Annotated in this window: 10 protein-coding genes and 2 pseudogenes; 9 read left to right on the forward strand and 3 right to left on the reverse strand. The window is 41.6% G+C overall.

Annotated features, from left to right (window positions below; all coding sequences use genetic code 11):
- Window positions 1-124: 124 nt before the first annotated feature.
- On the reverse strand, window positions 125-1,342 hold the full coding sequence (locus ACH2DQ_RS00005) for an aminotransferase class I/II-fold pyridoxal phosphate-dependent enzyme (protein WP_394912261.1): 1,218 nt from the start codon (window positions 1,340-1,342) through the stop codon (window positions 125-127).
- A gap of 299 nt (window positions 1,343-1,641) precedes the next feature.
- Here ACH2DQ_RS00005 and ACH2DQ_RS00010 point away from each other — a divergent pair, with 299 nt between their 5' ends.
- Together ACH2DQ_RS00010 and ACH2DQ_RS00015 are read left to right on the forward strand one after the other, a co-directional pair.
- Window positions 1,642-2,505: a helix-turn-helix domain-containing protein gene (locus tag ACH2DQ_RS00010; RefSeq protein WP_394912262.1), complete on the forward strand. Its 864-nt coding sequence runs from the start codon at window positions 1,642-1,644 to the stop codon at window positions 2,503-2,505.
- Window positions 2,506-2,664: 159 nt separating this feature from the next.
- Window positions 2,665-4,458, forward strand: coding sequence for a sensor histidine kinase (locus tag ACH2DQ_RS00015; protein ID WP_394912263.1), 1,794 nt, complete (start codon window positions 2,665-2,667; stop codon window positions 4,456-4,458).
- Here the strand turns inward: ACH2DQ_RS00015 and ACH2DQ_RS00020 are convergent.
- Window positions 4,451-4,498, reverse strand: a pseudogene (locus tag ACH2DQ_RS00020) (hypothetical protein); the annotation flags it as partial. The gene ACH2DQ_RS00015 and the pseudogene ACH2DQ_RS00020 sit on opposite strands and share 8 nt — an antisense overlap.
- Here ACH2DQ_RS00020 and ACH2DQ_RS00025 point away from each other — a divergent pair.
- The 7 genes and pseudogenes from ACH2DQ_RS00025 to ACH2DQ_RS00055 form a co-directional block, all read left to right on the forward strand.
- Window positions 4,478-4,546 (forward strand): annotated as a pseudogene (locus ACH2DQ_RS00025) (hypothetical protein); the annotation flags it as partial. The pseudogenes ACH2DQ_RS00020 and ACH2DQ_RS00025 overlap by 21 nt on opposite strands.
- 92 nt (window positions 4,547-4,638) lie before the next feature.
- A complete protein-coding gene (locus ACH2DQ_RS00030) occupies window positions 4,639-6,156 on the forward strand; it encodes a response regulator (RefSeq protein ID WP_395024960.1) in 1,518 nt (505 codons plus the stop codon).
- A 183-nt stretch (window positions 6,157-6,339) separates the two neighbouring features.
- Complete coding sequence (locus ACH2DQ_RS00035; RefSeq protein WP_394912265.1) at window positions 6,340-6,696, forward strand: hypothetical protein; 357 nt, start codon at window positions 6,340-6,342, stop codon at window positions 6,694-6,696.
- Window positions 6,693-7,670 (forward strand): ABC transporter substrate-binding protein, encoded by a 978-nt coding sequence (locus ACH2DQ_RS00040; RefSeq protein WP_394912266.1) that lies wholly within the window; start codon window positions 6,693-6,695, stop codon window positions 7,668-7,670. Before ACH2DQ_RS00035 ends, ACH2DQ_RS00040 begins: the two co-directional genes overlap by 4 nt.
- Before the next feature lie 106 nt (window positions 7,671-7,776).
- The gene (locus ACH2DQ_RS00045) at window positions 7,777-8,688 is read left to right on the forward strand and encodes a carbohydrate ABC transporter permease (protein ID WP_394912267.1); all 912 of its coding nucleotides are present in this window, start codon (window positions 7,777-7,779) and stop codon (window positions 8,686-8,688) included.
- Window positions 8,678-9,535 carry a carbohydrate ABC transporter permease gene (locus tag ACH2DQ_RS00050; RefSeq protein ID WP_394912268.1) on the forward strand — a complete coding sequence of 286 codons (858 nt, stop codon included), beginning with the start codon at window positions 8,678-8,680 and terminating at the stop codon, window positions 9,533-9,535. The genes ACH2DQ_RS00045 and ACH2DQ_RS00050 overlap by 11 nt, the downstream gene beginning before the upstream one ends.
- Before the next feature lie 46 nt (window positions 9,536-9,581).
- On the forward strand, window positions 9,582-10,217 hold the full coding sequence (locus ACH2DQ_RS00055; RefSeq protein ID WP_395024968.1) for an SGNH/GDSL hydrolase family protein: 636 nt from the start codon (window positions 9,582-9,584) through the stop codon (window positions 10,215-10,217).
- A gap of 80 nt (window positions 10,218-10,297) precedes the next feature.
- Here ACH2DQ_RS00055 and ACH2DQ_RS00060 read toward each other — a convergent pair whose 3' ends face one another.
- On the reverse strand, window positions 10,298-14,926 hold the full coding sequence (locus tag ACH2DQ_RS00060; protein ID WP_394912270.1) for a PolC-type DNA polymerase III: 4,629 nt from the start codon (window positions 14,924-14,926) through the stop codon (window positions 10,298-10,300).

Raw genomic sequence — 14,926 nt, forward strand, 5'->3', positions numbered from 1 at the left:
TGAATCCTTCATTTTTACCTCCATTTACTCCTCCGTACTCCCATTTTCCAGCCAGAACAACCTCCGAATGAAATGATTAAACAAGCTGTCATGCAGATGGCGGGAATGAATTTTCAAAGACGCTCTAGATCTGCCTGTATGTACTTAGGAACATCTCCAGCTTATTCATGGCATCTTCCAGAATATCCATTTTTGGCAAAAACACCACACGGAAATGATCCGGCTGCTGCCAGTTAAATCCACCGCCATGTACCAGAAGAACTTTTTCTTTTCTCAGAAAATCCAGAGCAAACTGTTCATCATCTCTAATATTGAATTTTTTCACATCCAGTTTTGGGAAAATGTAAAAGGCTGCTTTTGGCTTTATTGCAGATACACCTGGGATGTCATTTAATGCTTTATATATAAACTCTCTCTGTTCATAAATTCTGCCACCCGGAAGCAGCATCTGGTCAACTCCCCGGGCATTTATAAGAGCAGTTTCAATAATTGCCTGAGCCGGCACATTGGAGCAAAGACGCATGGAGGACAGCATATTCAGACCTTCAATATATCCTTTTACCCCTGTCTTATCACCGCTTAAGCACATCCATCCTGCGCGGTAGCCCGCTACCTTGTGGGATTTAGACAAGCCATTCATAGTGATGCAGAACAAATCCGGTGCCAGAGATGCTATGGATACATGTTCCTGTCCGTCCATAACCAGTCTGTCGTAAATCTCATCTGCAAATATGATCAGGTTGTGTTCTCTAGCAATGTCCACAATCTGCTGCAGTACTTCTACCGGATACAATGCTCCTGTGGGATTGTTGGGATTGATCACTACAATCCCCTTAGTTTTATCGGTTATCTTTTTCCGGATATCTTCCATGTCGGGATACCATTCTGACTGTTCATCACACAGATAGTGGACCGGACGGCCTCCAGCCAGATTCGCAGCAGCTGTCCATAAGGGATAATCCGGTGAGGGCATGAGAATCTCATCTCCATCATTTAAAAGTCCCTGCATTACCATAACGATTAATTCACTAACACCATTCCCGGTATATATATCATTCATACCCACATCAGGTATATTTTTCTTTTTACAATAGTCCATAATTGCTCTTCTTGCACTGATAATTCCTTTTGAATCAGAATATCCTTCCGTATTACGCAGATTTGCCATCATATTCTGAATGACATCATCCGGTGCCTCAAACCCGAAGGGTGCCGGATTACCTATATTTAATTTCAGAATATCAATGCCCTGTTCCTCCATGCGTCCCGCCTCATCAACAACCGGACCTCTTACATCATAGCATACGTTATCTAATTTTCTGGATTTCTCAAATGTTCTCATATGAACTCCCCTTTCTTTGTCATAGTATATACCAAAGTTCCAAAACCTACAACCGTAAAATTTATTTTGGTTCCGGATTCTGCTTTCTCAATTTTATTATATTCAGCATGATTTTAAAATAATATAGAGATAATGCTTCCTATATTGCAAAAAGTGCTATATAATGTACACCATTAGAAAAGCACACCTTATATATAAACACCTTATATAACTCACCTTACATGAACACCCTACATGACAGACTAGGATTCGGATAAAACACTGAAACATGGAAAGATACAGATGCACAAGGAGGTTTTATGTCAGATTATGAAAAAAGAGGTTATCTGGAGAGCGCATTTTGCCTGTTCCATTTAACCGATCAAAAAGAACAGGACTTTCAATTCCATTACCATGACTTCGATAAAATAATTATTTTTATTGAAGGAAATGTGGACTATATAATAGAAGGTAAATCCTACCACCTGAACCCCTATGATATTATTTTAGTAAACCATAACGAAATACACAAACCCAATATTGACCATCAGGTACCTTATGATCGAATCATCGTTTATTTATCTCCCCAATTCATACACTCTTATAAAACTGCTGATTACGATTTAAGTGAATGCTTTCTCCGATCCCGGAAAAGCCATTCCAATGTCCTGCGCATTCATTCCCTGGAAAAAAGTACCCTGTTTCATGCCATTATGAATTTGGAAAATGCCTTTGCCGACAGGGGATACGCGAATGAACTTTACCGCCAGGTAATCTTTTTAGAATTTATGATTCACTTAAACAGAGCGGTCTGCGAAAATCATCTGGATTATCTGAAGACAAATACCTGCCATGAAAAAATCATTGATATTCTGGCATATATTAACGCTAATCTATCTGATGATCTGAGCATAGATGCATTAGCTAACCGTTTTTATATCAGTAAATACCATATGATGCGTTTATTTAAGCAACATACCGGTTATTCGGTAGGCAGTTACATTAACCACAAACGGCTTCTCTCTGCAAAAGAAATGCTGAAGCTGGAATATCCGGTTACACAGATCTGCTTTGACTGCGGCTTTAAAGACTATTCCACATTTTCCAGGGCTTTTCGGAAATTGTTTGGGAGTTCGCCTACTGAAACAAAAGCAGGTAAGCAGAGATTTGAGCATATTTTGTAATAGTTTATACTTTATTTGTTTTAATTATTATAAATTTATCCTTTTTCTTTCACATTCTATCAAAATATCATCTTTTTCTACTAGCAGTCTGATAACAAATCGTGTATAATATGGACAAGCCTTTCTTACTATAAAAGTTCATATATGGGGGGATACAATATGTCTAAAGTTTCATTGTCCAGGATCAAAAATGTTTCTATTAAAAAAATGTTCCTGATATGCCTGCTTACTTTTATTATATGCCCCCTTGTCTTAATTGCATTGCTTATGAATCAAAAGATGTCCCAGATAATCAGCAATCAAACTCATGAAAACCGTTTGGAGATTTTGAAACAATCTCAAAAAAATATCAGCAGTGTATTAAGCGAAATTGACAGGATCTCTGTTTCCCTTCTCAGCAATGATTCCTTACAGGAATATTGTGATTCCTATATAAAGGCAAAGAATTCCAAACGGTATTCTACGGATTTTTCATTGCGTCAGCAGCAGTTAAAGGATCATATCATTCGTTTTACCAATGAACTTGCTGTGTCAAAGTCTTATATTCATTCTATATCCATAACAAGGGATAATGAAAGTATCATTCAATATGGAGGGTTTGTAGACCCCCAGGACACCCGCTATTTTGAAAATGCTATCGCCCAAAAGGGCAAAGGCTACTGGACACCGGTCTATCAAACCGATTATGGCTATGACAGTAAATTTAACGTTCCTGTTGTTTCCTACATTCGATGCGTAAACGATTTAAATGCATTCCGCACTCTTGCAATGGAAAAAATCACGATGAAAGAAGAGGCTCTGCGTTCCATTTATGCAGTTAAAAGTGAGAATCAGTATGAAGATGATCTGCTGTCTATCATTAGCAATACCGGTAATATTATCTCCGCCAATGATAAAGAATTACTGAATACGAAAATTTCGGATTTTACGCTCATGGAAGGTAAAATGGATTGCGATAACGGATATTTTAAAATCAAAAGTAAAACCGGCAGTAAGTCTGTCTTTTACTCCAGCATCGAAAACACCCCATGGATGCTTATACAGGTTGTATCCCGCAAGACTATGGATCTGCCAATGGCAATGATTAACCAAATCATTATCATATCTATTTTATTATGCATTTTATTCAGTATCCTTTTTACACTGATTCAAAATAAATATGTTATTAAGCCAATTGTCAGCTTGTCAAAAGAAATGAAAAAGATAGAAGGCGGTGATTTTGAGGTATCCCTTCCCGTCTTATCGGAAAACGAAACCGGAATGCTAACCGCACAATTTCTTAATATGGCAAAAGAACTGAAATATTTATTTGAAACCGTTTATCAAGCTGAAATTAAGGAACGGGAAGCCGAACTGATGGCTCTTCAAATGCAGATTAACCCCCATTTTCTCTACAATACGCTAGATGCTATTTACTGGCTTGCTTACAAAAACAAAGATTACCTGGTTGGCAGACAGATTGAGGCACTTGCCAATATATTCCGCCATACACTGAACAGCGGCAACGAACTGACTACCATCCGGGAAGAACTGCTGCATCTCCAAAATTATATGCAGATACAGAAAATCCGGCTGGGCGAACGAATTACTCTGGAAATTGATACCCAGCCGGAATTCGAATACTGCCAGACACTGAAATTAATCCTCCAGCCTTTGGTTGAAAATGCGGTTATACATGGTCTGGAAGAAAAAAAAGAAGGCGGAGTAATAAAAGTTTCTGTAGAACGCATTGGTGATAATATGAGATATACCATTGTGGATAACGGACTGGGAACCGATGAACAAGCCATAAGGAATGCATTACATTCCTCCATGTCCGAATCGGGAAAATGCCTTGCACTGAAAAATATACATGACAGGCTGAGAATCAAATATGGTGCAGAATATGGTTTACAGTTCTATAGTACGGTCAATGAGGGGACACGGGTTTTAGTTACTTTCCCGATTATTTAGAGCGTGTTTTTAAATTGCTTTCTGGAAGCTGTGCGTCACACTTTGTGGGAGATTTCTCCCGGATGAAGGGCTCGCAGTTGGGGCATAGTTTGGCTGCTGATGAACGAAAGGGCGGCAGACGCAACGCCTTTTCCCATATATCTTATATCCGCAGGCGTCAGCGGTGAAGTGGAGATTCGTATGAAATTATTAATAGTAGATGATGAAATTCAAATCAGAGAAGGAATGAAAGACGGAATCGACTGGGGGAAACTGGGAATCCGGAAAGTGGATGATGCAGATGGCTACAGTGCCTGGAACCTGTTTCAAAAAGAAAAGCACGAAATTGTGCTTGTGGATATCCGCATGCCTGGGATGGACGGAATTGAGCTCAGCAAACGGATTATGGACCTGCAGCCAGAAACCAGAATCATGATATTAAGCGGTTATTCTGATTTTAAATATGCTCAGTCAGCTATAAAAATAGGGGTTGTAAATTATGAATTGAAACCGGTTAATGCAGATAAAGTCATTCATTTTGTACGCCAGTCCGTACAGATATTAGAACAAAGTAATATACGAAACCAGCAGCACCTGCAGTACCAGAAACTTTCTAAAAACAATCTGCTCAAGTCCTTACTGTCCGGAAACGCAATACCGGATGCAGCAATAAAGTTTGAAGAATATTTTGGATTTTCTTTATCAGATCCGGTCCAGTGCATTCTGGCTGTATCAAACAGGAACATTCCCGACACTCCACAGAACCGCTGGGATACCATTGCCGCCTCTGTATTTGAAGAATGCAAATGCGCCATTTACCAGGGTACGGAGCATGACACCCTGGTTATTTACCGGGTAGATCTGACTCCAAAAGGGCTGCGGGAGTACACCAGCATCTGGAAAAAACGTCTTGCGGCTACTGTAAATGACGATCTTCTTATCACCGTAAGTCATGCAGGCTGTGCAAAGAAACTACCCGAACTCTATCACCAGTGCAGACAACTACAGTCCTGCAGACTGTACGATACAACGCTCTCAATTCTGTATTGTGACGATATGGAAACCGTACCTCATGTCATGCAGTTTCCCTTTAAAGAGAAAAAAGAGTTCTATCACAGCATAGAAGAAAAAAATGGTTACAGCGCTGAAAGAATGATTGAGAATGCATTCCATGAAATGCAGGAAAAAAAATGTTACAGCGTACAGGCAGTTCAGATGTTTTGTAAAGAAGCTATAGAAACAGTGAAGCTTGCTCTTGCGGATAGTCTGGTAATCTCTGACAATGCCCTGTTTACAAATCTTCCCCAGGAACTGGATTACTACAAAGAGCACCTTCTAAAATACTGCAAATGCCTTATAGATCATTCCACCGTATCTCTTAAAAATTCCTACCATACTGCTGTACTACAGGTAATCGATTACTTAAAATGTAATTATGAACAGCCTGTTACCCTTGAACAGATGGCTAAAATGGCGGATAAAACACCAAATTATTTTTCTGTCCTGTTTAAGAATTCCACAGGACAGCCTTTTCATAAATATCTGACCAGCCTGCGCATCGACATGGCAAAAAAGCTGATTTGTGAAAGCAGTCTGAAAGTGTATGAAATCAGTGCAAAAGTTGGTTTCCAGGATTATAAATATTTTGCCAAGGTTTTCTATGATCTGGAAGGCTGTTCCATTTCTGAATACCGCCGCAGAAAGACACAGCACCAATAAATAAAATAACCAAATAATCAAATATTCAAATATTAAAATAATCAAATAATCAAATAATCAAATAATCATTACATTTTAGGATAAAATCATTATATTTTTGGATATTTCTACAATATTTTTCTTGTTATACTTTATTTATCACCAAATAATCACTACAAAGTAAAAGAAATGGAGGAATTTATTGTGAGAAAGATTAGAAGATTATTTATTTGTATGCTGGGGATTTTATTGGCAATGACACTGGCTGCGGGCTGTCAGAAACAGTCCTCTGGCGATTCTGCAGAGGAAAGTAAAGATACAAAGTCCACTTCGGAAGATACGGCTAAATCTACTGAAGCTGACGAAACCAAAGCTTCAAATCAAAAAACCACAAAAATATCTTTTTACGGAAACCGCACCGGCGAACCGTCCTGGGAACAAATGACTAACGAAACCATCAAACTGCATCCCGAACTGGATGTACAGGTAATTGACATTGACTGGGCTAATATTGACAAAATCCTAAAGACCGGTATCCAGCCGGAACCCCTCCTGATGTGACACATTACTGGCCCATGCTGATTAAGCCTTATGTAGATGCCGGTCAGGCTTTGGATTTGACACCCTATCTGGAAGCAAATGACAATGAATGGAAGAACACCTTTCCGGCTGAACTTCTGGACCTTGGAAAATTCAATGATAAATATTATGCTGTTCCTTACCAGTCCACATTCCCTACCATGTATGTAAATGCAGATATTTTTAAAGAATGCGGCATTGAGATTCCAAAAGAATGGAATTGGAAAGAGTTTTTAGATGTATGCCAGGCACTGAAAGATAAAAAAGAGATCGCACCTTTTACCGTTGCAAGAGATGTAAACTCCTGGCTGAACCGTTTAGGTGCTGCAGGACTTGCCCAGGACGACGGAAAACTGGAAGAATTTACAAATGGTGATTTGGACTTTACCCAGAATTATCTGCCTGAAACCATGAAAAATATAAAGGAATTGTACGATAAAAAACTCTGGTATCCGGGAGAAGGCGCATTAAATGTAACAAGAGATGAAGCAAAAACTGCTTTCGTACAGGGTAAAGCAGCCATTATCGCTGAAACAAATCTGATATATCCCGACCTGATGGGCTCCGTTGATTTTGAGGTTGTTCCGGTGTTGTGGCCTACCATGGGCAAAAATACTGTAATCGTGGGCGGCACCGACGGCTTTATGATCCCCTCTAACGCAGCTCACCCGGAAGAAGCAATTTCTTTTATCAAAACATTCTTAAGCCCGGATATTCAGAAAATACGTGCCAAAAGCAGTTACCCGGTGGCAATCAATGGTGTGGAAGTTACTGACCCAGTTGTTACAGAACTGATGAAACAGACAAAATATTTAGTAACATCCGATTATTTGAACATATCTGCAAAAGTTCAGGAATATGGCAATGCCCAGTTAAACGCTAACTATATTTTAAGCAGCGGCGATAAAGCACTGGAAGACCTGGAAAAACTCAGGCTGCAGTCAAAAGAAGAATAACCTTTCGTTTTAAACCGCACAGCGTTATATATAAATATCAGAATAATGAAAGGGACTGCCGGCAGCTATGTTCCTGCAGTCCTTTCACAAAAAAGGGGCGATTCGAATGGGCACACACAAAATAAAACAAAAAAGTAAATTGGAAAGCAAGTTAAAATTACTCGGAGCACTGATGGTACTTCCCTGCTTGTTTTTTATATTGGTTGACCAATACATACCAATTGGGTGGAACATCATACTTTCACTGCAGGAATGGGATGGCTTTAAAAAACTGAAATGGGTATATTTTGATAACTTCATAAACTTTTTTCAGGACAGCGACTCTTTAAAAGCACTCTATCACTCGGTTTTATTGGGATTTATATCAACTGTTTTTGCAATATTATTAGGGTTAATTGTAGCATTTATGATTTATAAACTGAAAAGGACCGAAGGAGCATTTTTAAGGCTGGTTTTCTTTACACCGATCATGCTGCCCACGGCTATTGTAGGACTGCTGTTTACTTTTGTATTTAACAGTGATATGGGGATCTTAAATCAGCTGTTAAGAGCAGTTGGTGCCGGTAACATGGCAACGGCATGGCTGGAAAACAAGGGAACTGCAATGATATGCATTGCTATTGTAAGCGGCTGGAAACTTTTTGGAGTAACCATGATGCTGGGATATACAGCGATTCAGAATATCCCCAGTTCACTAATCGAATCCAGTTATCTGGACGGTGCAGGTTATCTAAAACAAATCCGTTATATCATACTTCCTCTGATCAAACCAACAATCCAGTTGGCTGCGATCTTTTCCCTGACTACGGCATTTCGTACCTATGACCTTGTCTGGGCTATGACAATGGGAGGTCCGGGTAACCTGACAACGACCGTACCCATAGAAATGATCAAACGTTCCTTTGTATATAATGAATTTGGCTACTCTGCTGCTACCGGCTGCATCCTCACTGTAGTCGTACTAATCTTCATCTTTATTACCAACAAACTGCTGGGGGGTGAAAGTTATGAATACTAATAACAGACAGTATAAATTCAAACATCCCGACCGGAACATCAAATGGATCTGCAGAATTTTCACCTATTTACTGGTCATTATTTCGGTATACCCCGTTATCTTCGTTGTAATTACATCCTTTAAATCAGATGAAGAATTTTATAAAAACATTTGGGGCTTTGCTGCCAATCCGCAATTTTCCAATTATTGGACCGCCTGGACAACCGGACATATTGGCGGCGGTCTGCTGACAAGCGCCATAGTAACCATCATTTCACTGGTGATTATTTTAACCGCAGGCACACTTGGCGGATATGCACTTGCCAGACTTAAAGTCCCCTTTGGGAAAATCATCTTATTCCTATTAATTGTTACCTTTATGCTGCCTTCTGAAGCGGTTATTATGCCACTGTATTTAATGCTGTCAAAGCTGAAATTAAACAGTTATGTCATGCTGATCCTTCCCTATATCGGATGGAACATCCCCATGACTATAACCATTATGAGAAATTTCTTTTTAAGTATGCCTCAGGAATTGATCGAAGCTTCCCGCATTGACGGCTGCTCGGAAATAAAATCTCTGATACAGATTAGTATTCCGTTAATGAAACCGGCATTATCCGTATCCGCCATTTTTGCATTTGTGGGTATCTGGGGAGATTTATTCTGGGCACAGATTGCCCTTTCCACTACGTCCTCACTAAAGACACTGACTATGAGTGCACTTAGTTTTCAGGGACAGTACAATACCTCCTGGGGACCAATGAGCGCAGCCATCTGCATCACCATCATACCGCTAATCGTATTTTTCCTCTTTGTACAGAAGTATTTCGTTCAGGGGATTACAGGAGGGGCGGTAAAAGGGTAATTAAATTACGAATATTTATCTAAATACATTTAAACCAGGAGGCATTATGTCAGAAAAATTAATTCTATTTCAGGGTGATTCCATCACAGACGCCGGAAGAACTTCCTCTTCAGACCCATTCTATGCATTGGGATGCGGCTATCCGCTATTAACGGCAGCCAGGCTTTTATACGAGAAATCCCACACACAATATCATTTCCTGAATAAAGGAATTTCAGGTAACCGTATTGTAGATCTCTACGCCAGATGGAAAGAGGATACCCTAAACCAGAAGCCGGATGTCATTAGCATTTTAATCGGGGTCAATGATGTATGGCATGAATATCAGGATCATTCGGGGGTGGATGCATCCAAATTTGAGAACATGTACGATCTGCTGTTAGAGGAAACGAAGGCGGCACTCCCACAGGTACAGCTTGTTCTGTGTGAACCCTTCATTCTGCCAATTGGAGAAGTGCTGAATCATACAGAACGATGGATGACGGACATGGCTCTAAGAAGAGTCATCGTAAAAAAAATGGCTGATAAGTTTGATGCTGCCTTTGTCCCCCTCCAGGAATCCTTTATACAGGAATCGGAAAAACTGGGTGCCGGATATCTGCTTTCGGATGGAGTCCATCCAACACCAGCCGGACATGAACTCATTTCCCGCCAGTGGATCAAATATACAGACATCTTATAAAAAACTTCAGGGACCATCGGGCATATGCCGCAGATGGTTCCTGAAGTTTTTTCTTTTCTAACGATTGAATGATTAATATATTAAAAATCAAACAAAGAAAGCTGATTGGACTCAGGCAGTTCTCCCATCAGTCCCAGATCATCCATCAAATCAATTACCGTCTTGCTGACCTTGGTACGCTGTCTGAAATCATCTTTGGACAGGAACGGACCGTTTTTGGCGGCTTCTACCACCGCATCCGCCGCTTTATCCCCCAATCCTTCTATTGTACTTAAGGAGGGCATCAGCTTACCGTCTATGATCTGGAAGCGGTGCGCCTGGGCACGGTAAAGGTCAACGGGCATAAATTCAAATCCTCTTGCATACATCTCCTGCACGTTTTTCATGTCTTTATACGTATCCTGTTCCTTTTTGGAAAGGGTATCGTATTTCTTTTTGTATTCCGACATGTAATGTTCCAGTTTTTCCTTTCCCTGGCACATCAGCTCATAGCTGAACGCCGATGCACGGATACTGAAATACGCCGCATAATATGCCAGGGGATAAAACACTTTACAGTAAGCTATCCGGTATGCCATCATAACATATGCCGCCGCATGGGCTTTCGGGAACATGTACTTGATTTTCTTACAGGACCAGATATACCAGTCCGGGACATTGTGCTTTATCATTTCCTCTTCCATCTCCGGCTTCAGACCCTTTCCTTTACGCACACTCTCCATGATGGTAAATGAAAGCTCGCTTTCCAGCCCCATGTTGATCAGATAGGTCATGATATCATCACGGGTACAGATCGCGGTTGAAATCGTCGCCTTTCCTTCCTGGATCAATGTCTGGGCATTGCCAAGCCACACGTCAGTACCATGAGACAGACCGGAAATACGCACCAGGTCAGAGAAGGTCTTCGGCTTCGTATCAACAAGCATCTGAATAACGAAATCCGTTCCAAACTCAGGTATTCCAAGGGCTCCAAGGGGGCACCCGCCAATGTCTTCCGGTGCAATGCCTAAAGCTCTGGTACTGCTGAACAGGGACATGACTTCTGCATCATCCATGGGAATCTCCTTTGCATCCAGCCCGGTGAGATCTTCCAGCATTCGTATCATAGTGGGATCGTCGTGTCCCAGGATATCCAGTTTCAAAAGGTTGTGGTCAATGGAGTGGTAGTCAAAATGAGTTGTTATGATATCGGTTGTCTGGTCATTTGCAGGATGCTGCACCGGGGTAAAGGAATAGATCTCTTCCCCAAGAGGCAGTACGATGATACCTCCCGGATGCTGCCCCGTAGTTCTGCGGACTCCTACGCATCCCTGCACGATACGGCCGATTTCACAGTTTCTCTTTCTCTGACCCCGTTCCTCATAGTAATTCTTCACATAGCCGAATGCGGTTTTCTCTGCAAGCGTACCAATCGTTCCCGCACGAAAAGTCTGTCCTTTTCCAAATATAACCTCTGTGTAACGGTGGGCATTTCCCTGATAGTCACCGGAAAAATTAAGGTCAATATCAGGTTCTTTATTTCCTTTGAAACCAAGGAAGGTCTCAAAAGGAATATCAAAGCCTTCTTTTTTTAACATGGCGCCGCATTTGGGGCATACCATATCCGGCATATCACAGCCGGCGCCGCCCACGTAGGGCTTCACTGCATCCGAATCGAAATCACTGTAATGGCATTCCGCGCAGTAATAATGAGGCCTTAGCGGGTTTACTTCTGTAATTCCGGACATGGTGGCAACGAAGGAAGAACCTACTGATCCCCTGGAACCTACCAGATATCCGTCCTCATTGGACTTCCATACCAGCTTCTGGGCAATGATATACATTACGGCAAATCCATTGCTGATAATAGATTTCAACTCCCTTTCCAAACGCTCGGATACTACTTCCGGCAGGTCATCCCCATAGATTTCATGTGCTCTGTTATAACAGATTTCACGAAGAGTTGTATCAGAATCTTCAATTACCGGAGGGCATTTGTCCGGTCTTACCGGAGCAATCTTCTCACACATATCTGCGATTTTATTGGTATTGGTAATGACTACTTCTTCCGCTTTCTCACTTCCCAGGTAGGCAAATTCCTCCAGCATTTCCTCTGTGGTCCGCAGATACAGCGGTGCCTGGTCATCCGCATCCTTGAATCCTTTTCCCGCCATGATAATTCTGCGGTAAACTTCATCCGCCGGATCTAAAAAGTGTACGTCACAGGTAGCTACTACCAGCTTGTGAAACTGTTCCCCTAATTTTACAATACGCCGGTTAATCTCCATTAATTCTTCCTGGGAACTGATATCTACCTTGTCGCTGTGTATCATGAACTGGTTGTTCCCAAGGGGCTGAATCTCCAGGTAGTCATAAAATTCCACCAGCCTTGCAATATCCTTCTGTGACTTATTGTTCAGCACTGCCTGATACAGTTCTCCTGCCTCACATGCCGATCCAATCAGAAGTCCTTCCCTGTGTTCGATAAAAGCACTCTTCGGAATTCTGGGCCGGCGGCTGTAATAATCCAGATGGGAATAGGAAATCAGCTTATACAGATTTACCCTGCCCGTATTGTTCGTGGCAAGTATAATCGCATGGTATGTATTCAGTTTTTTAACCTGATCCGGAGTTGTCTTTCCAATGGAATTCACTCCATTTAAGTCACCCAGCCCCCGCTCCCTTAACATTTCCACAAATTTCACAAAAATTTCCGCCGTACAGCCTGCATCGTCTACGGCTCTGTGATGATTTTCCAGTGAAATGTGAAGCGCTTTTGCAACCGTGTCCAATTTGTAACGGTTTAACTGGGGAAGCAGAATTCTGGCAAGGGCAACCGTATCCACACTGGTAAATTCTTTTTGGATGCCCATTCTTCTGCAGTTTTCTTCGATGAAACTCATATCAAAGGATGCATTATGTGCAACCATCACTGCATCCTGGACAAATTCCAGGAACTCAGGCAGAATTTCTTCAATAGTCCTTGCCTGAAGCACCATATTATCATTGATCCCGGTAAGCTCCTCTATCCGAAATGGAATCGGAACCTGGGGATTGACAAAGGTAGAAAAACGATCTTTGATGACACCATTCACTACCTTTACCGCACCGATTTCTATGATCCGGTTGCTCACAGGGCTGAATCCGGTTGTCTCCAGGTCAAAAACCACATAGGTGTCGTCCAGGCTCTGTCCTTTGGAGTTCACAACCAGTTCCTGCAAATCATCCACCAGATATGCTTCTACTCCATAGATCACTTTAAACGGACAGGGCACCCGCTTTAGCTCATCCTTGGAAATATCCGGGTGGTCTTTCTGATACTGAGATTTAAATTCCCGGTCAATGTCTTCAATCACATGATTTGCATCGGGAAATGACTGTACATCCCCATGGTCTGTAATGGCTATTGCCTTATGCCCCCATTTATAAGCACGTTTTACAATATCCTTGGCTTCGGAGACTCCGTCCATATCACTCATTTTTGTGTGGCAGTGGAGTTCCACCCTTTTTTCCGGATAAGTATCCATCCGGCTGGTGCGGAAATCGGAAATTTTCTTGATTCCCACAATGGATCCAATAGTTAACTGGCTGTCAAACCGGTCTATGGTGGTAACCCCTTTCATTTTCACAAAGGCACCTTTTTTTACACCTTCCAGAATCTCCGGGACCTGATCATTGCGTGCAAACATTTTAACTACAATGGTATCCGTATAATCGGTTACTTCCAAAATGAGAATTGTCTTTTCATTACGGATTTCTCTTGTGTCCAGATTCTGAATCTGTCCACGGATAACCACTTCTCCCATCTCTTCCATAATCTGGTCAATGGTAATTGCTTCTTCTTCAAAATCCCTGCCGTAAATAACATCCGGATTATCTGACTTCTTATAGCCTCCACGGTAACTGTCGCCGCCTTTGTTAAATCCGCCTTTTTTAAACTCTCCTGATTTCTTTGGAGCGGAAGTCTGTTTTGGCGCAGCTTTCTCCTGCCTGCCGGATGCCTGACCGCCGCCTTCTTTATTGGATGGCTTAGATGCTGCGTTTCCCTGCTCTGTCTGATTATCCCCACCAGAGGCGCCGGCACCGGCGTCGCCCGACCAGCCCTGAGCCTCTTCGCCTGCTAAGTTATCCTCATTATCCGACTGCTTGACCGCCACATTTTTCATAATGGCTTCTACTTCCTGTCGAATACGGATTTCGCTGTTCTTTCTGGCTTTACTTTCCACAGGGTCTTTCATTTCTGTCTGAATCTTCAGAGACATGCCGCACCGTTCACAGAAAATCTTTTCCAACACTCTTACAAGCTCCTCCGATTTGCCCTCCGCCACTACGGAATTTTCCATGGTCAGCTTCATGGTATCTTCAGCCGGAAACTCGCAGGATGCCTGGCGGAACAGATTGTATTCGAAAATACTGTAATCCTTTAATTCCAGCAGAATGCTGTCTTTGTAAATGGGAAGCAGCTTCTCTGGCGTATACTGCTGGGACAGATTAAACCGTTCTATGATTTTAATGGTTATGGGCATCGCTAAAAAGAGCTGGCTTTTTATCGCCTGCTCTACTTCGTTAATATATTTTTTATGAATTAATTTTTCACTCTTTAGATAAACACGCATATAATCCTTTGCTGAAGTGACAGATACCTTGGGCACTGTCACCTGAGCAAAAAGACTTTGTATATTCTGGTTGATCTCTAGAGACGGAAATACATCAAAAAACAGCTTTTCCAC

Source organism: Robinsoniella sp., assembly GCF_034124845.1.

Bases quoted from the DNA above. Each gene is read 5' to 3' on its own strand.
- ACH2DQ_RS00005 (WP_394912261.1), bottom strand. From the start codon at position 1,342: ATGAGAACATTTGAGAAATCCAGAAAATTAGATAACGTATGCTATGAT.
- ACH2DQ_RS00010 (WP_394912262.1), top strand. From the start codon at position 1,642: ATGTCAGATTATGAAAAAAGAGGTTATCTGGAGAGCGCATTTTGCCTG.
- ACH2DQ_RS00015 (WP_394912263.1), top strand. From the start codon at position 2,665: ATGTCTAAAGTTTCATTGTCCAGGATCAAAAATGTTTCTATTAAAAAA.
- ACH2DQ_RS00030 (WP_395024960.1), top strand. From the start codon at position 4,639: ATGAAATTATTAATAGTAGATGATGAAATTCAAATCAGAGAAGGAATG.
- ACH2DQ_RS00045 (WP_394912267.1), top strand. From the start codon at position 7,777: ATGGGCACACACAAAATAAAACAAAAAAGTAAATTGGAAAGCAAGTTA.
- ACH2DQ_RS00050 (WP_394912268.1), top strand. From the start codon at position 8,678: ATGAATACTAATAACAGACAGTATAAATTCAAACATCCCGACCGGAAC.
- ACH2DQ_RS00055 (WP_395024968.1), top strand. From the start codon at position 9,582: ATGTCAGAAAAATTAATTCTATTTCAGGGTGATTCCATCACAGACGCC.